Genomic DNA, 16,708 nt, shown 5'->3' on the forward strand with positions numbered 1-16,708 from the left:
TGAGGAGTGGTTTGCGTGGTAGCTCCACACCTCACTCGGAGGTCTTCGTCATCGCCAAGCAGAAACGCCGTGCCTAACGTCCGTGGTTAGAACACCTAGCGCTCGTCGGTCGGCCTCGGCCGGTCCCGCCCCAACCCGGCGTCCCGAGCGAGGATGGCTGCCTGGGCGCGGTCGCCGACCTGCAGCTTGGTCAGGATGTTGGTGACGTTGTTGCTCACCGTCTTCGGACTGAGGCCGAGCCGGTGTGCGATGGCCGCGATGGTGTTGCTCGCCGCGAGCAGGTCCAGGATCTCGCGCTCGCGTGCGGTCAGCTCGGGAAACGGCGCCTCGGCGGTGACGGGTGAGCCGTGCAGCTGGCTGAGGACCCTGGTGGCGATACGGGGTCCGAAGATGGCCTCTCCGGCGGCGATCGCCCGCACGGCACGTGCGATCTCGTCCTGCTCGGCGCCCTTGAGCAGGTAGCCGTGGGCGCCGGCTCGCAGGGCGGCGAAGAGCGAGTCGTCGTCGTCGTACATCGTCAGCACGCAGACGCGGACGTCCGGCGCCACCCTGGCCAGCTCACGGATCGCGGTGAAGCCGTCGGTGCCCGGCATGTGCAGGTCCATGAGGGCGACGTGCGGACGGTGCAGGACGGCTTCTCGGACCGCCTCGGCCCCGTCGGCCGCGACGGCGACGACGTCGAAGCCGTCGAGGGAGGAGAGCACCCCGACCAGGCCCGACCGGACGACCGGGTGGTCGTCGGCCACGAGCACGCGGACGGCGCTCACGCGGACTCCAGGGGGACGCAGAAGCGCACCGTGCCACCTCGTGGCCCCGGTCCGGCCTCGCAGGCACCTCCCAGCTCGGCGACCCGCTCGCGCATGCCGGCGATCCCCACCCCCGGTCGCCAAGGCCCACGGGACACGCCGTCGTCGACGACCTCGCACCGCAGCGCCCCCTGCCCCACACCGAGGCGGACCTGGACGGAGCTGCCCGAGGAGTGCCGGACGACGTTCGTCAACGCCTCGGTGAGGATGCGGTACGCGGCCTGGCTCACTGCCGGCGACAGCTCGGGGAGCTCGCCGGCGTCGACCGTGACCCGCAACGGGGCACCGTCCGCGCGGCGCGTGGTCTGGGCCGCCCGGATCCGCACCGCCTCTCCCAGCCCGAGCTCGTCGAGCGCCGGGGAACCCAGCCCGTCGACGATGCGACGGACCTCGGTGATCGCCGTGCGCGTGTCGGCACGAAGGCCCGTCAGCTTCTCCCGCAACCCGGTCGGTGAGTCGTCCCCGGCGAGGTTCCATGCGGTGTCGGCCGAGAGCGCGACACCGGTGAGCAACGGACCGAGGCCGTCGTGCAGCTCGCGTCGCAGGCGCCTTCGCTCGTCCGCCTGCGCCATGACCAGTCGCTCGCGCGAGACCTGGAGCTCCGCGAGGAGCCCCGTGGCGCGCACCGCGGTCGACAACGGCCCGGACAGCAGCGCCAGCACGCGCTCGTCGGCCGGTGCGAGGCGTCGCTCGCCCGCACGGAGCCCGACGAGCAAGGTCCCGTCGGCGAGGGGCAGCTCCGCGGCGGGTCCGGTCAGCTTCCCGGCTGACGCGAGGGGTACGGCGTCGACGACGAGCCCGACGTACGGCAGCCGCAGAGCCCGCCTGACCTCCTCGAGCGTCTCGGGCAGCCCTGACCCGAGCGACCGTCCCACCAGCGAGGCGACCTTGACCGGGTTGCCGCGCTCGCCGTACAGCAGGCGGTCGACCGCCTGTTGCAGCCGGCTGCGGAGGGGGAGTGCCAGCAGCGCCACCAGGAGCGCCGACGTCACTCCGGACAGGACCACGACCAGCGCGGCGTACCCGGCGAGGACGAGGGCCGAGAGCAGCGCGTAGGCGAGCCCGCGGGCCAGCACCACCCTGATGTCCAGCAGCTGGTGTCGCAACACCCCCGTGGCGACGGCCGCCGGCAGCAGCGGCAACGTGAACAGGACGACCAAGGGCGTCCCGGAGACCAGCGCCCACGGGGTGACGGCCACGAGGATCACGGCCGCAGCGGCGACCAGCCACAGCAGCTGCCTGCGCACCACGTCGTCGCCGCGGCGGTAGCGCAGCGCCAGGCACACGAGCCCGACGACCACGGACAGCACCCAGCGGGCCTCGCTGACGGCCCACAGCCAGCCGAGCGCGTCGTAGGTGCTCGGTGGGAGCGTGAGGAACGGTCCGGGGAGTCCCGCCGGGCCGCCCGGTCCCAGTCCGACCTCGAGCACGAACAAGGGGGCGGTCCCCGCCAGCAGGAGCATCACCGGACGCCACCGCGGTGAAGGGAGCCGGCCGTCCGGGAGCAGCAGGAGCGACAGGGGGATCAGGGCGATGTTGATCGGCCACGCCCACTGGAACGCCGTCTCGGCCAGTCGGACCGACCACTCGGGTGCCGCGCGGTCGGCCAGGAGCTGGGACAGCGGGGCCGCGAAGGCGGAGAGAGCCTGGCACGCGCCGCCCCCGGCGTACATCCATCCCAGCGACGAGGACGGCCGGTGCCACGCGATGAGCGTCCCGCACAGAGCGAAGCCGACCCCGATCACCACGTTGCTGACGACGAACGCCTCGACGGCGTCCCCGAACGACCAGCCCACGGCGGCCGTCCCCAGTGCCGCCCCCACAGCCAGGAGGAGGGCACCGACGCCGCACGAGGCGGCGATCACCTTGCGCACGGGCAGCCCTCCTTCGGCCGTCCCGAGGCTACTGCCGTCGCACGGTTCGGGACCCGGGAAAGACTCCCGTCGTGTCGGGCAACGTCCCGGGCGGCCAGGGATGCCTGCTCTGCCCCTTGGGGCGGCGGCTCTCGCAGGGTGGTGGGACCACCACGCGAGAGGAGACGCCCCATGACCAACAGGAACGCGCGCCCCACGACGGAGACGCGGTCGTGACCGCCACGCTGGCACCGACGACGGTGCGAGGCACGTCGTGGACGACCTGGGCCGTCGTGCTCCTCCTGCCGGTCGGACCGGCGGCGATCGCCGTGCTGCGCCTCGTGCTGCCCTACTACACCGCGAGCGACACCTCGGCGATGGTGGCCGCCGTCGAGGCCCATCCCGCTCGACAGAGCGCGGTCATCTGGCTCACCTACATCGGCGTGCTCACGCTCGTACCAGGGGTGATCGCGGCCGCGCGCGTGTGCCAGCGCGGTGCACCCCGTCTGACGGCCTGGGCGCTGGCCCTGTCGGTGCCCGGCTACCTCTCCATGGGCACGTTCGCAGCCAGCGACCACCTCCTCTGGAGCGCGCACGACGCCGGTCTCTCCGTGTCCGACTCGGTGGCTCTCGCGCGCGCCGCCCACCCCTCGGTGGACGTCGCGCTCGGTGTCTTCGTGGTCGGTCATGTCGTCGGCACGGTGCTGCTGGGCCTGGCCCTGTGGCGCTCCCGAGGCGTCCCGGCCTGGGCGGCGTGGGCCGTCGCCGTGTCGCAGCCCCTCCACTTCACCGCGACCGTCGTCCTGGGCAGCCCGCAGGTCGACTTCGTCGCCTGGAACCTGATGGCCGTGGGCATGGTGCTGGTCGGTCGTGAGCTCCTCAGGACGGCCCCGTCCCGGTGACCCCCAGTCGGTCCAGGATCCAGGCGGCGACGTCGGCCTCGTACCTGAGGTGGTCCAGGCGACCGCTCGGGCCGACGTGGGAGCCGGTGCCGGTCTCGGCGCGGAACAGGCAGCCCAACGGCTTCCGCGCCCACTCGGGGTCGGTGTCGCGCAGCATCGCGACCCACTTGGCCGGCTCGCGGACCAGCACGCGGGTGTCGTGCACGGCGCCGGTCACGAGGAGGTCCGGGCGTACGCCGACCGGTGCCGGGTTGTCGTACGGCGAGTAGGCGAGCATCGCGTCGAAGTCGTCGCGGTCGCGGGGGTCGCCCCACTCCTCCCACTCGTTGACGGTGAGCGGGATGGTCTCGTCCGACATCGAGGTGATCACGTCGACGAACGGCACCTCGGCCACCACCGCGCACCAGCGGTCGGGGCGCTGGGTGAAGACCGCGCCCTGCAGGAGACCGCCGGCGCTCAGGCCGCGGCTGACGATGCGGGTCGGGTCGACCAGGCCGCCGGCGGCCAGCCCGTCGGCCACCGCGATGTGGTCGTCGAACGTGTGCTGCTTGGTGTGCAGCCGCCCGTCGAGCCACCAGCGCCGGCCGCCCTCGCCGCCGCCGCGGATGTGGGTGCGCACGAACACCACGCCGCGGTCGAGGAACGACGGCAGCGGTTCCTCCCACTCGCGCTCCCAGGCGTACTCGTAGGCGCCGTACCCGAACAGCAGCGCCGGCGCCGTCCCGTCCAGCGGGGTGTCGCGGTGCCGCACGATCGTGGCCGGCACCGCCGTGCCGTCGGGGGAGGGGAAGGTGCGGACCTCGGTGACGTACGCCGCGGGGTCGTGGCCCGGGGCGTCGTCACGGTGGTGGTCGGCCACGGTGCCGGCGGCGAGCTCGACAGTGGCGTGGACGAGCGGCTCGGTGAGCGACTGGTCGGTGACGGCGACCGACGTGGCGTCGTACCAGGTGTTGCGGCCCAGCCAGAGCTCGCCGCCGGGGAAGCGGGTGGTGAGCACCCGGCCGGGCCCGGCGAGGTCGCCGGCGTCCAGGATGCGCAGGGTGTTGTCCCCGGCGTGACGGTAGGACGCGACGACGTGCCCGGCGAACGCGTCGACCCGGTCCAGCCGCTCGGTCGGCTCCTCGGGACGGGCCTCGACCCACGGCTCGCCGGGCGCCGCGCAGCTCACCAGCCGGAACTCGACGGCGTCGTCGTTGGTGACCAGCAGGAAGTCGCCGTCGCGCTGGTGCTCGACCGAGTAGATGACCCCGTCGCGGCGACCGCCGAGCGAGCGGGGGACGAGGTCGGGGTCGTCCGGGTCGACGTACCAGCACTCACTGGTCTCCCGGCTCTCGCTGTGCACGACGATCGCCTGCTGGCTGCGGGTCAGCCGGACGGTGACCTCGAAGCGGCGGTCCTCCTCGACGAGGACGTCGCGGTCCTCCTCGACAGTCGTGCCGAGCCGGTGGGCCCGGATCCGCTCGCTGCGCCAGGCGTCGTCGGGCACGGTGTAGAGGAAGGTCGGTGACCCGCCGGGCCGGCGGCCGGCCCAGGCGCCGGAGTACCCGACGTTCTCCACGACGTCCGGCAGGTCCTCGCCCGTGCGCAGGTCGCGGAAGCGCAGCGTGAACCGCTCGTCGCCGGCGGTGTCGATCGTGTAGGCCAGCAGGTCCTCGTCGGGGGAGACGATCGACAGTCCGAGGTCGAGGTAGCCGGTGCCGACGTCGAGCGAGTTCACGTCCAGGACCACCTCAGCCACGGATTTCGTGGCGGATGTGGCCGGATCGTGACGACTTTCTCGCCAGATCACCGGGTAGTCCCTGTTTTTAGCGGTCTCGGTGTAGTAGGAAAAGCGCATCCGAGACCAGGTGCTCGACCGCTGCTGCTCGGGCACCCGCGCCTCCATCTCGGAGCGCAGCCGCAAGGACAGGGAGTCCAGATGAGCCGTCGACACGTCGTACCACTCGCGCTCGGCCGTCAGGTGGGCCATCAGCTCCGGGTGCTCCTCCGGGTCGGCGTCGGACATCCAGAAGTAAGGGTCGGGCCGGGCGACTCCGTGCGCGACGTGCTCGTGCGGGGTACGTCGGGCGACGGGCGGGCCGTCCGGAGCCGGGTCAGGAGTGGGCACGGGCGGCAACGTACCCGCCTCCTGGCGGCGCTGGCACTGGTCGCGACCGCGCTGCTGCCGGCGGCTGCTCTGCAGCCGGCACCCGCGAACGCGGCCGACGGGGGCACCTTCACCGTCGCGCTGACCAACGAGGTCGACTCGTTCAACCCGTTCCTGGGCATCGAGGCCACGTCGTTCGAGATGTGGGCGCTGATGTACGACTACCTCATCGGCTACTCGATGAAGGACATGTCGCCGACCCCGGCCCTGGCGACGGAGTGGGACACCTCCGACGACGGCCTCACCTGGACCTTCCACATGCGCGACGACGTCACGTGGTCCGACGGCGAGCCGCTGACCGCGAACGACGTCGCCTACACCTACAACCGCGTGCTCGACGGCGGTCCCGAGGCCGCGACCTGGTCGTCGTACCTGGTCGGCGTCCAGAAGATCGAGGCCACCGACGACACGACGGTCGTGCTGACCCTGAAGAAGCCGAACGCCGTCCTGCCGCTGCTGCCGATCCCGATCGTCCCCGAGCACGTCTGGAAGGACGTGTCGGAGAAGGCGGTCAAGAGCTACGCCAACGAGCCGAAGGACGGCACCGTCGTCGGGTCCGGGCCGTTCCGGCTGGTCGAGGGCACCGCCGGCGGCTCGACGTACCGCTTCGAGGCCAACCCCGACTACTGGAAGGGTGCGCCGCACGTCGACGAGGTCGTCTATCGCGTCTACAAGAGCGAGGACCCGGCGGTGCAGGCGCTGGTCAAGGGCGAGGTCGACTTCGTCGAGGGCATCTCGGCGCTCCAGGTCAAGTCGCTCCAGGGCAAGGAGGGCATCACCGCCCAGAACGGCGACTCGCCGGGCTTCGACGAGATCGCCTTCAACACCGGCTCGGTCGACCTCGACACCGGCAAGCCGATCGGCGACCCGAACCCGGCCGTGTTGGACCCGAAGTTCCGGTTCGCGCTGAACTTCGCGATCGACCGGGACCAGCTGATCCGCACGGTCTACCAGGGCGCGGGCCAGCCGGGGGCGACGATCATCCCGCCGGCGTACCCGGAGTACCAGTGGACCAGCGACGACCCCGACGCGTTCGCCTACAACCCCGAGAAGGCGGCCCAGCTGCTCGACGAGGCGGGGTACGTCGTGGGGTCGGACGGCAAGCGCACCATGCCGGACGGGTCGCCGATCGGCACCCTGCGACTGGCCGCGCGCAGCGACTCCGAGACGTCGCTGGACGTCATGAACTACTTCAAGGAGTGGCTGGCCGACCTCGACATCGACTCGAAGGTGGAGACCTACGAGTCCAGCAAACTGACCGACGTCATCCTCGAGGGCACGTTCGACACGTTCGAGTGGGGCTGGTACGTCGAGCCGGACCCGGACTCGATGCTGAGCTACCTGACCTGCGGGCAGCGCGGGAACTGGTCGGACTCCTGGTACTGCAACGACGCCTACGACGAGCTCTACCAGTCCCAGCACGTGGAGATGGACGACGCGAAGCGGGCCGACGACGTCAAGCAGATGCAGGCGCTGCTGTACGACGACGCGCCGTACCTGGTGACGGCGTACTCCTCCATCGGTGAGGCGTTCCGCAGCGACCGGTTCGCGTGCTTCCAGCCGCAGCCCGACCCGGGCGGCATCTGGCTGATCCAGTACGGCTCGCAGAACTACCTCAACCTGCGGCCGGCGGCGGACGCGGGCGACTGCGACGGTCTGCCGGACGCGGTGGGCGCGGTCGACAGCTCGGGCAACGGAGGTACGCCGGGGACCAAGGGCAGCGACGACGGCGGCGGGAGCGGCGCCATGATCGGCGTCGGCGTGCTCGCCGGCCTGGCCGTCGTGGTCGGCGGGATCGCGCTGGTGCGGCGACGCGCGACGGCGGACGACCGCGAGTGACGGTACTCGCCACCCAGCAGGAGGCCGCCGACCTCGGGGCGACCGGGGCCGCCCGGAGCGGGAGCATCGGCCGGTACGTCGCGGGGCGCTGCCTCGGGGCGCTCGGCAGCCTGGCGTTCATGCTGGTCGTCAGCTTCTTCCTGTTCCGCGTGCTGCCCGGCGACCCGGCCCGCACCCTGGGCCGCGGCCGGTTCAGCACCCCGGAGCAGCTCGAGGAGTTCAACCGCACCTACGGGCTGGACCAGGCGCTGCCGCAGCAGTTCGTGACGTTCCTGAAGAACACGCTGACCGGCGACTTCGGGATCTCCCTGAGGTACCGCGTCCCGGTGAGCGACCTGCTGCTCGACCGGATGTGGCCGACGCTGCTGCTGGTGGGCAGCTCGACAGTCTTCGCCATCCTGATCGGGGTCTGGCTGGGCATCCGGGGGGCCTGGAAGCGGGGCGGGGCCTTCGACAACATCTCGACCGGCACCTCCCTGACGCTGTACGCGATGCCCGAGTGGTGGCTGGGCCTGCTGCTGATCGCCGTCTTCGCGGTCGGGCTCGGGCCGATCCCCGGCTGGTTCCCCACCGGCGGCCTGCACTCCGTCGACGTCGACCCGAGCTCGGTGGCCGGCGTCTTCGACACCATCCGGCACCTGACCCTGCCGGTGGTGACGCTGACGCTGGCGTACCTGGCCGACTACTCGCTGATCATGCGGTCCTCGCTGCTCGACGAGATCGGCGAGGACTACCTGACGACCGCGCGTGCCAAGGGCCTGCGCGACTCCCAGGTGCGCGACCGCCACGCCGTACGCAACGCGCTGCTGCCGACCACGACGCTGGTGGCGCTGAACATCGGGTTCGTGGTGTCCGGGGCGATCACCGTGGAGACGGTGTTCTCGATACCCGGGCTGGGCCTGCTCGCGACCGAGGCGCTGTCGGTGCCCGACTACTGGGTGCTGCAGGGCACCTTCCTGGTCGCGTCGGCGGGCGTGATCATCGCGAACCTGGTGGCCAACCTGCTCTACGGCCTGCTCGACCCGCGGGTGCGCACATGAGCGCGACCACGGCGGCACCGGTGTCGGCACGGGCCCTGGCCCGCCGCCGGCGGCGCGAGGCCTGGCGGCGCGGATGGACGACGTTCCGATCGCACCGTGCCGGGATGATCGGCCTGACCGTCCTGACGGTCTTCGTGCTCGTCGCGCTGCTCGCCCCGCTGCTGGCGCCGGCCGAGGGCCTCGAGGTCACCAAGGCCACGGGCGGGGTGCTGGAGAAGCCGTCCGGCGAGTTCTGGCTGGGCACCGACGACAAGGGCCGCTCGGTGCTGACGCTGCTGATCTGGGGGTCGCGGATCTCGCTGTTCGTCGGCCTGATGGCCACCCTGATCTCGATGGTGATCGGGACGATCATCGGCATCACGTCGGGGTACTTCGGCGGCTGGACCGGGGCGATCCTGTTCCGGCTCACCGAGTGGTTCCTGGTGATCCCTTTCCTGCCGCTGGCGATCGTGATGGCGACCGTGCTCGGCCGGTCGCTGCTGAACATCGTCATCGTGATCGGCGTGACCTCGTGGCCGGGCACCGCGCTGCTCATCCGCAGCCAGACGCTGACGATCCGCGAGCGACCGTACCTCGAGCGGGCCCGCGTGCTCGGCGCCGGCTCGACGCACCAGATCCGGCGGCACATCCTGCCGAACGTGATGCCGATGGTGTTCGCGAACACCACGCTGACGGTGGCGATCGCGATCCTGACCGAGACGACGCTGAGCTTCCTCGGCCTCGGCGACCCGACCCGCGTCTCGTGGGGCACCATGCTCGACCAGGCGTTCGGGGTGGGCGCGATCACGACCGGCGCCTGGTGGTTCATCGTGCCGCCGGGCGTCTGCGTCGTCCTCGTCGTGCTCTGCTTCACCCTCGTCGGGCAGGCGCTCGAGGAGGTCCTCAACCCGAGGCTGGGGGAGCGCCGGTGAGCGGTCTCCTGGAGTTCGAGGACGTCTCGGTGACCTACCGCACCAGCGGGGGCGACGTACCAGCCGTCCGCGGCGTCTCGCTGTCCGTCGCCGCCGGCGAGGTGGTGGGCATCGCGGGGGAGTCGGGATGTGGCAAGTCGACGCTGGCGGCGACGATCCTGCGGCTGCAGCCGCCGTCGGCGAAGGTGACCGGCCGGGTGCTGTTCGAGGGCGAGGACGTCCAGACGATGCGCTGGGGCGACCTGCGCGCGCTGCGCTGGGCCGGCGCGTCGATGGTCTTCCAGGGCGCCCTGCACTCGCTGAACCCGGTGCAGCGCGTCGGCGCCCAGATCGCCGAGCCGATCCGGCTGCACGAGGAGTCGCTGTCCGACAGTGCGGTGGCCCGGCGGGTGGGTGAGCTGCTCGAGCAGGTCGGCCTGCCCGCGGCGCGCGCCCGGGCCTACCCGCACCAGCTCTCGGGTGGCCAGCGGCAACGGGTGATGATCGCGATGGCGCTGGCCTGCGGGCCCCGGCTGATCGTCGCCGACGAGCCGACGACGGCGCTCGACGTGATGGTGCAGGCGCAGGTGCTCGGCGTGCTGCGCGACCTGGTCCGCGAGTTCGACGTCGGGCTGGTGATGATCAGCCACGACCTGTCGGTGCTGGCCGACCTCTGCGACCGGATCGCGGTGATGTACGCCGGCCGCGTCGTCGAGCAGGGCCCCGCGGGCAAGGTCTTCACCGACCCGCTGCACCCGTACGCCGCGGCGCTGGCCGCGTCGTTCCCGCACATCGGCGACATGGCGGCGAGGTACGCGCCGTCCGGTCTCCCCGGCGACCCGCCCGACCCTGCTGACCTGCCGACGGGTTGCTCGTTCCACCCGCGCTGCCCGAAGCGGTTCGGCGCGTGCGAGACGACCGACCCGCAGCTGCGATCCGACAGTGCAGGACGCGCGGCCGCGTGCCTGCTGGTGGAGGGCCGATGACCGACACCGTGCTGGAGGCGCGCGGCCTGAGCGTGACGTTCGGGTCCCGCGGCGGTCCGCTCGCTCGTGCCGTCGACGGTGTCGACCTGTCGGTCCGCACGGGCGAGATCGTCGCGCTGGTGGGGGAGTCCGGCTCGGGGAAGACGACGCTGGCCCGAGCCCTGCTGGGGCTGGAGCGACCGTCCGCGGGCGACGTACTGCTCGACGGTGCGTCGCTCGACCGTTCGGCGAGAGGGCTGCGGGCGTTCCGGCGGCGCGTGCAGCTCGTGCTCCAGGACCCTGCCGGCGCCCTGAACCCGCGGCACACGGTGTACGAGTCGGTGGCCGAGGGCATCCGGCTGCACCGGCTCGACAGTGCCACGGGCCGGACCGAGACCGACTTGGTGGCCGAGGCGCTGTCGTCGGCCGGGCTGCGGCCGCCGGAGCGGCTGTTCCTGAGGTACCCGCACGAGCTGTCCGGGGGGCAGCGGCAGCGAGTCCTGATCGCCGGTGCCCTGGCGATGAACCCGCAGCTGCTGGTCGCCGACGAGCCGGTCTCCTCGCTGGACGCCTCGATCCGGGGCGAGATCCTCGCGCTGATCCTGCACCTGCGCGACACCCTCGGGCTCGGCGTGCTCGTCGTGACCCACGACCTCGGGCTGGCCTGGAACATCGCCGACCGGATCGCGGTGATGTACCTCGGCCGCGTCGTCGAGGCCGGCCCCACCGAGGACGTCCTGCGCGACCCGCAGCACCCGTACACGCGAGCGTTGCTGTCGGTCGTCCCCGAGATCGACCACATGGACCCGGTCGTGCTCACCGGCGAGGTGCCCGACCCGACGCGGATCCCGCACGGCTGCCGGTTCCACCCACGCTGCCCGGCGCTGGCCGACGGTTCGGCGGCCGCGGTGGCGGATGCCTGTCGGGGCACGGCGCTACCGATCCTGCCCGCGGGGGAGGGACACCACACCGCCTGCCACCTGGTGGCGGCTCGACAGGGCGCGGCCTCGTGACCGGGCTGCAGGCGGCGCTGCCGCGGGAGATGTACGTCGACGAGGCGGCGTGGGTGACCGAGCGAGAGCGGGTCCTGTTCTCCTCGTGGGCGTGCGTCGGCCGTACCGCCGACCTGGGGCTCGACAGTGCAGGACGGCTCGCGGTGGTCGACGTGGCGGGCGAGTCCGTGGTGGTCACGCGGGACGGCGACGGCCTGCACGCGGCGTACAACGTCTGCCGCCACCGCGGGTCGCAGCTGGTCCCGCGCGAGGCGGGTGCCCCGGGTGGTGACCAGCCCATCTGCTCGGCGGCGGGGGCCCTGCGCTGCCCGTACCACTCGTGGACCTACTCGCTGGCCGGCCGGCTCCTCAAGGCCCCGCACACCGACGGCGTCGATGTCGACCCCGACGACTTCTCGCTGCACCCGGTCGGGGTGGAGGAGTGGGCGGGGTACGTGTTCGTGCACCTGACCCCCTCCTCGGCGGAGCCGTTCGCGGACGGTGTCGCCAACGCTGCGACGAACCTGGCCAACTACGGCATGGGGTCGCTGGTGACCGGGCGCACGCTGTCGTACGACGTGGCGGCCAACTGGAAGGTGATCGCGGAGAACTACAACGAGTGCTACCACTGCGGGCCCGTCCATCCGGAGCTCACGCGGTTGGTTCCGGCGTTCGGTGGTGGTGGGCTCGGGCTGGAGTGGGACGACGGGATCCCGCACCGCGAGGGGGCGTGGACGTTCACGATGACCGGCACCACGAACCGCTCGCCGCTGCCCGGACTGTCGGACGCGGAGAAGGTGCGGCACAAGGGCGAGCTCGTGTACCCGAACCTGATGCTGTCGTGCTCCGCCGACCACGTGGCGGCGTTCGTCCTGCGACCGGTCGCCGTGGACCGCACGCGCATCGACTGCTCGCTGCTGTTCCACCCGTCCGCGGTGTCGGCCGCGGACTTCGACCCGTCCGACGCAGCTGACTTCTGGGACCTGGTCAACAAGCAGGACTGGGCGATCTGCGAGTCGGTGCAACGGGGGATGTCGTCGCGGGCCTACACGCACGGCTGGTTCGCGCCGATGGAGGACGACAGCGCGGACATCCGGCGCTGGCTGCTGCCCCGACTGGGGCTGTGATGGAGTCCTACGACGTCGTGGTGGTCGGCCTCGGCGCGCTCGGATCGTCGGCCGCCATGCACCTGGCACGCCGCGGGAAACGGGTGCTGGGGCTGGAGCGGTTCGAGCTCGGCCACCGGCGCGGCGCCTCCCACGACTCGAGCCGGATCCTGCGGCACAGCTACCACACCCCGGCGTACGTGCGGCTGACCCAGGAGGCGTACGCCGACTGGGCCGCGCTCGAGCGCTGGTCGGGCGAGCAGCTGGTCACCGTGACCGGCGGGCTCGACCTCTTCCCGCCCGACCCGGCGATCGCGATGGTCGACTACACCTTGTCACTGACCGACGTCGGTATCCCGTTCGAGCTGCTCGACGTGGCCGAGATCGGCCGCCGTTGGCCGCAGTTCTCGCTGCCGAGCGGGACCGTCGGGCTCTACCAGGAGCGCGGCGCCATCGTGCCCGCCGCCCGGACGACGGCGCTGATGCAGAAGCTGGCCGTCGCCGCCGGTGCCGAGCTGCGCGGGTCGACGCAGGTGCTGGCGCTGTCCGACAGTGGTGGCCGGGTCGAGGTGGAGCTGGAGGGTGCCAGGCTCACCGCCGACCGGGTGGTGGTGTGCGCGGACGCCTGGACCAACGAGGTGCTGGCCGGCATCGACGTCCGGCTGCCGCTCGAGACCACGCTGGAGCAAGCGACGTACTTCGCCCCGTCGCGGCCCGGCAGCTTCGCGCCGCACCACCTACCGCTGTGGATCTGGATGGACGACCCGTCGTTCTACGGGTTCCCCTGCTACGGCGAACCGACCGTGAAGGCCGCCCAGGACTGCGGGGGCCCGGTGATCGACACCTCCGACCCGCTCTCGCGGACGACGGATCCCGACCCCGAGATGCTCGAGCGGATGGCGTCGTTCATGCGGAGGTTGCTGCCGGAGTCGGGTGACCCGGTGCGCTCGATCCGTTGCCAGTACACCCTCACCCCCGACCGCGACCTCGTGCTCGCCAGCGTGCCCGGCCACGAGGCGGTGTCGGTCGGGCTCGGGGCGGCGCACGCGTTCAAGTTCGCTCCGACGTTCGGGCGGATCCTCGCCGACCTCGCGACATCGGGCACGTCAATCTCCGACATATCGGCGTTCCGGCTCGACAGGGCGGCGCTGACCGACCCGGCGTACCAGACGCACTGGCTGGTCTGACGCCTATCCGTTCCGAAGCGCCCGGATGAGCTGGGCGCGCTTCATCGACGACCTGCCAGGGATCTCGAGCTCGGCGGCTCGCTTGCGGAGCTGGGCGACGGACCAGTCGTCGTACGAGGCCGCCTCCCCTCCCTTGCGGCCGACCTGGCTGCGCGACGTGTTGGCCGCCGCGTTGGCGATCCGCGCGGCCTTCTCCTTGCTGGCCCCCTGGTCGCGCACCTTCTCGTACACCTCGTCGTCGCCGATGCTGGCGCCGTGGTTCTTGCGTGCGGGCATGTCCCCAGCGTCACGCGCGACCAGTGTCGTTGCTTCACCCGCAGGGGTTCTGCCGGCTTTCCACAGCTGGTCGGCACGGGGTGGCGGTCGTCGAGTTTCTGCGTATCCTCGAACGCATGTTCGACATCGCTGCCGTCTCTCGGGCCACGGCCGGGCTGGCGGCCGTGCTGCAGTCGCCGAGCGGACTGGACGACGCCGGTCGCGTGGACGCGATCCGGGCGCTGGAGGAGCTGGGCTGCGTGGTCAGTGCCGCCCAGGCGGCGCTCAGTGCCGAGCTGGACGAGTCGCAGCGAGCCGAGCAGCAGGCGGCGGGCGTGCCGGTGACCCAGCAGGGTCGCGGCGTGGCCGCGCAGGTCGCGCTCGCGCGCCGGGAGTCCCACCACCGCGGGCAGCGTCACCTCGGGCTGGCGAAGGTGGTCGCCGCCGAGCTGCCGCACACCTGGGCGGCGTGGCGAGCCGGGCGGATCACCGAGTGGAAGGCGACCCTGGTCGCGCGGGAGACCGTCTTCCTCTCCCAAGAGGACCGCCTGCAGGTCGACGAGGTCGTTGCCTCCGACCAGGACCGGCTGGAGGAGATGGGCGACCGTCAGCTGGCCGCCGCGTGCCAGAAGGCCGCCTACCTGCTCGACCCCGAGTCCTACGTCGCCCGCCGCCGCCACGCGGAGGCCGACCGACGCGTCACGATCCGACCTGCTCCCGACGCGATGGTCTGGCTGACTGCCCTCCTTCCCGTGAAGGTCGGAGTCGGCGCGTACGCCGCCTTGACCGGCTCGGCTGCATCCGCCCGGGCTGCCGGCGACCGGCGGACCAAGGGCCAGGTCATGGCCGACACGCTCGTCCGATCCGTGCTGGCCGGAGCGGCGGACCCCGAGGCGGACGAAACCCACGACGTTCCGGTGCCGGTCTCGCTCGGCCTGGTGATGACCGACCAGGCGCTCTTCGGCACCAGCGACGAGCCTGCATACGTCGAGAGCTACGGCCCGATCCCTGCCGAGCTGGCGCGCGAGATCATCGCCGGCGCGTGCACCCGTGAGGAGCGGCTCGCGGTGCGGCGGCTCTACACGAGCCCCGCCACCGGCGAGCTGGTGAGCATGGACTCGCGTTCCCGCTCCTTCGCCGGAGCCCTCGGCCGCTTCATTCGCCTGCGCGACCGGACCTGCCGCACCCCGTGGTGCGACGCACCGGTCCGGCACGCCGACCATGCCGAGGAGCACGCCCACGGCGGCCCGACGAGCGCCGTCAACGGCCAGGGACTGTGCGAGGCGTGCAACCACGCCAAGCAGGCGCCGGGCTGGCGCGCCGGGCCCTCGCCGGGACCCGGTCCGCACGAGATCGGGACCACCACGCCGACCGGGCACACCCACCAGTCCCGCGCGCCCGCGATCGTGGCCATGATCCGGGAGACGCCGATCCGGCTCGACCTGATCCTGGCGAGCTGAAGGACCGGTCCCACGGCATTGCGTCGATCACGCCGCCTGGCGGCACAACCTGGCCAACTCGGTGCATCGGCTTCGGATCGGCTCGATGGAGCCGGCGGCGAGCACATCCCAGTGGTGCTCGTGCTCGGCTGCGGTGCAATGGACCCTTAGGGCATCGACGACTCGCGGCTCGACCATGACGCTGGCGAGGTGCGGGCCGACGGCGCTGACGGCATCCGCGCCTGACACCTGTACGGCGATGAGCGCTAACTCGGCCACCATCACGCCGTTCGCGACGAAGTCGTCGAGACCAGCAGCCCGAAGCTCCAGCAGTCGGCCGGGAGGCTCGTGACCGTCCACCTCCGGCTCGCTCCGAGGGTCCATCGGCACGATGTCGCTGGAGTAGAGCGTCGGTCGACCGCACGAGAAGGCGTAAGGGAGGCGGCCGTCCTGGCACCCCTCGCTCACCGCCGGGAGCCACCTCGGCCAGTCCTTCTGCGGGCCTTCGCCGTCGGCGACGGCCTGTGCCGTCGTGAGGTCGACCAAGATCGGGCGACACTGGAACATCAGCCCCGGCTCGCACGAGATCGGCCCGAGCCGGCCGAGCACTGGCGCCCCCCGGTCGTGGTTGGTCAACGCACCGATGTTGAGGACGTCGAGCTCGTCACCGGTGTGCAGGTCCACGGTGCGCAGCCGCGGCCCGATCGCGTCCTGGATGACGTACCCACCCATCGGCTGCACCGACCAGTCGGCGATCTGGTCGCAACGTTCGATCAGGCTCTGGTCCGCCTTGACATCGAGGAAGTCCCACAGCCCGCCGTACTCGTACACGGCAAGCTCCTGGCACAGACGGTCGCCCGCCGCGATGCGGGTTCCGAGCTCGCGCAGCGCGAGTGGATCGTCTTGCCCAGCGGTGGCGGCATCCACGTGCGAGCACAGCATGAGCTGCTTCACCGCGTCATCGATCCGGGGATCCTCTTCGATCAGCATCCAGTGGTAGGCCAGGTCGAGGCACCACCGTGAGTAGGTCCAGGGCGGCGCGTCGTCGCCAAGGATCACCAGCTCGCGCAGCTGGTAGGGACGGAGGCTGCCTTCCACCTGCAAGCCCGCACAGTGGAGGTTGAGGGCGGCCAAGGCGTCACCACGGGCACCCGCGTCGAGCTCGGCGCGCATCAGCGCGTGGTCCTCGTGGGTGAGCAGGGGAGTCATGTCTTCCCCGGGACGAAGAGTCGCGACCCGGCGACGCCTGGAGTGGGACTTCTGACGGATCCTGCGCTTGCGTGACCTG

The 16,708-nt window shown here is 71.8% G+C and carries 14 protein-coding genes; 9 read left to right on the forward strand and 5 right to left on the reverse strand.

Annotation, left to right across the window (positions count from 1 at the left end; genetic code table 11):
• Window positions 1-95: 95 nt before the first annotated feature.
• Together ISU07_RS24325 and ISU07_RS24985 are read right to left on the reverse strand one after the other, a co-directional pair.
• Window positions 96-767 (reverse strand): response regulator transcription factor, encoded by a 672-nt coding sequence (locus tag ISU07_RS24325; protein ID WP_323742763.1) that lies wholly within the window; start codon window positions 765-767, stop codon window positions 96-98.
• The gene (locus ISU07_RS24985; RefSeq protein ID WP_323742764.1) at window positions 764-2,680 is read right to left on the reverse strand and encodes a sensor histidine kinase; all 1,917 of its coding nucleotides are present in this window, start codon (window positions 2,678-2,680) and stop codon (window positions 764-766) included. Before ISU07_RS24985 ends, ISU07_RS24325 begins: the two co-directional genes overlap by 4 nt.
• Window positions 2,681-2,892: 212 nt before the next feature.
• Between ISU07_RS24985 and ISU07_RS22380 the strand changes: the two genes are divergently transcribed.
• On the forward strand, window positions 2,893-3,561 hold the full coding sequence (locus ISU07_RS22380) for a hypothetical protein (RefSeq protein ID WP_194709077.1): 669 nt from the start codon (window positions 2,893-2,895) through the stop codon (window positions 3,559-3,561).
• Here the strand turns inward: ISU07_RS22380 and ISU07_RS22385 are convergent.
• Window positions 3,539-5,668: a prolyl oligopeptidase family serine peptidase gene (locus ISU07_RS22385; protein WP_194709078.1), complete on the reverse strand. Its 2,130-nt coding sequence runs from the start codon at window positions 5,666-5,668 to the stop codon at window positions 3,539-3,541. The genes ISU07_RS22380 and ISU07_RS22385 overlap by 23 nt on opposite strands.
• Between ISU07_RS22385 and ISU07_RS22390 the strand changes: the two genes are divergently transcribed.
• From ISU07_RS22390 to solA, 7 genes are read left to right on the forward strand one after another with little or no spacing between them, the layout of a single operon-like run.
• A complete protein-coding gene (locus ISU07_RS22390) occupies window positions 5,597-7,546 on the forward strand; it encodes an ABC transporter substrate-binding protein (RefSeq protein WP_194709079.1) in 1,950 nt (649 codons plus the stop codon). The genes ISU07_RS22385 and ISU07_RS22390 overlap by 72 nt on opposite strands.
• Entirely contained in the window at window positions 7,543-8,586 is a 1,044-nt protein-coding gene (locus ISU07_RS22395) for an ABC transporter permease (RefSeq protein ID WP_323742765.1), read from the forward strand. The genes ISU07_RS22390 and ISU07_RS22395 overlap by 4 nt, the downstream gene beginning before the upstream one ends.
• The gene (locus ISU07_RS24335) at window positions 8,583-9,497 is read left to right on the forward strand and encodes an ABC transporter permease (protein ID WP_228522431.1); all 915 of its coding nucleotides are present in this window, start codon (window positions 8,583-8,585) and stop codon (window positions 9,495-9,497) included. The genes ISU07_RS22395 and ISU07_RS24335 overlap by 4 nt, the downstream gene beginning before the upstream one ends.
• Window positions 9,494-10,462 (forward strand): ABC transporter ATP-binding protein, encoded by a 969-nt coding sequence (locus tag ISU07_RS24340; protein ID WP_323742766.1) that lies wholly within the window; start codon window positions 9,494-9,496, stop codon window positions 10,460-10,462. Before ISU07_RS24335 ends, ISU07_RS24340 begins: the two co-directional genes overlap by 4 nt.
• Window positions 10,459-11,454, forward strand: a complete 996-nt coding sequence (locus ISU07_RS22405) for an ABC transporter ATP-binding protein (RefSeq protein ID WP_194709080.1) — start codon at window positions 10,459-10,461, stop codon at window positions 11,452-11,454. Before ISU07_RS24340 ends, ISU07_RS22405 begins: the two co-directional genes overlap by 4 nt.
• Window positions 11,451-12,560 carry an aromatic ring-hydroxylating oxygenase subunit alpha gene (locus tag ISU07_RS22410; protein ID WP_194709081.1) on the forward strand — a complete coding sequence of 370 codons (1,110 nt, stop codon included), beginning with the start codon at window positions 11,451-11,453 and terminating at the stop codon, window positions 12,558-12,560. The genes ISU07_RS22405 and ISU07_RS22410 overlap by 4 nt, the downstream gene beginning before the upstream one ends.
• Complete coding sequence (solA, locus tag ISU07_RS22415; RefSeq protein ID WP_194709082.1) at window positions 12,560-13,726, forward strand: N-methyl-L-tryptophan oxidase; 1,167 nt, start codon at window positions 12,560-12,562, stop codon at window positions 13,724-13,726. Before ISU07_RS22410 ends, solA begins: the two co-directional genes overlap by 1 nt.
• 3 nt (window positions 13,727-13,729) lie before the next feature.
• Here the strand turns inward: solA and ISU07_RS22420 are convergent, their stop codons facing one another.
• Window positions 13,730-14,002 (reverse strand): DUF7218 family protein, encoded by a 273-nt coding sequence (locus ISU07_RS22420; RefSeq protein WP_194709083.1) that lies wholly within the window; start codon window positions 14,000-14,002, stop codon window positions 13,730-13,732.
• A gap of 116 nt (window positions 14,003-14,118) precedes the next feature.
• On the opposite strand from ISU07_RS22420, the gene ISU07_RS22425 reads away from it, so the two are divergent.
• Window positions 14,119-15,441 carry an HNH endonuclease gene (locus ISU07_RS22425; RefSeq protein WP_194709084.1) on the forward strand — a complete coding sequence of 441 codons (1,323 nt, stop codon included), beginning with the start codon at window positions 14,119-14,121 and terminating at the stop codon, window positions 15,439-15,441.
• Window positions 15,442-15,468: 27 nt separating this feature from the next.
• On the opposite strand, the gene ISU07_RS22430 is transcribed toward ISU07_RS22425, so the two are convergent.
• The gene (locus tag ISU07_RS22430; RefSeq protein WP_194709085.1) at window positions 15,469-16,629 is read right to left on the reverse strand and encodes a hypothetical protein; all 1,161 of its coding nucleotides are present in this window, start codon (window positions 16,627-16,629) and stop codon (window positions 15,469-15,471) included.
• Between the last annotated feature and the right edge of the window lie 79 nt (window positions 16,630-16,708).

This window comes from Nocardioides islandensis (assembly GCF_015352455.1).
In the GTDB taxonomy this organism is placed as follows: domain Bacteria; phylum Actinomycetota; class Actinomycetes; order Propionibacteriales; family Nocardioidaceae; genus Nocardioides; species Nocardioides islandensis.

Coding starts and splice junctions, on each gene's coding strand:
- ISU07_RS22430 (WP_194709085.1), bottom strand. CDS start 16,629: ATGACTCCCCTGCTCACCCACGAGGACCACGCGCTGATGCGCGCCGAG.
- solA (WP_194709082.1), top strand. CDS start 12,560: ATGGAGTCCTACGACGTCGTGGTGGTCGGCCTCGGCGCGCTCGGATCG.
- ISU07_RS24335 (WP_228522431.1), top strand. CDS start 8,583: ATGAGCGCGACCACGGCGGCACCGGTGTCGGCACGGGCCCTGGCCCGC.
- ISU07_RS22405 (WP_194709080.1), top strand. CDS start 10,459: ATGACCGACACCGTGCTGGAGGCGCGCGGCCTGAGCGTGACGTTCGGG.
- ISU07_RS22425 (WP_194709084.1), top strand. CDS start 14,119: ATGTTCGACATCGCTGCCGTCTCTCGGGCCACGGCCGGGCTGGCGGCC.
- ISU07_RS22420 (WP_194709083.1), bottom strand. CDS start 14,002: ATGCCCGCACGCAAGAACCACGGCGCCAGCATCGGCGACGACGAGGTG.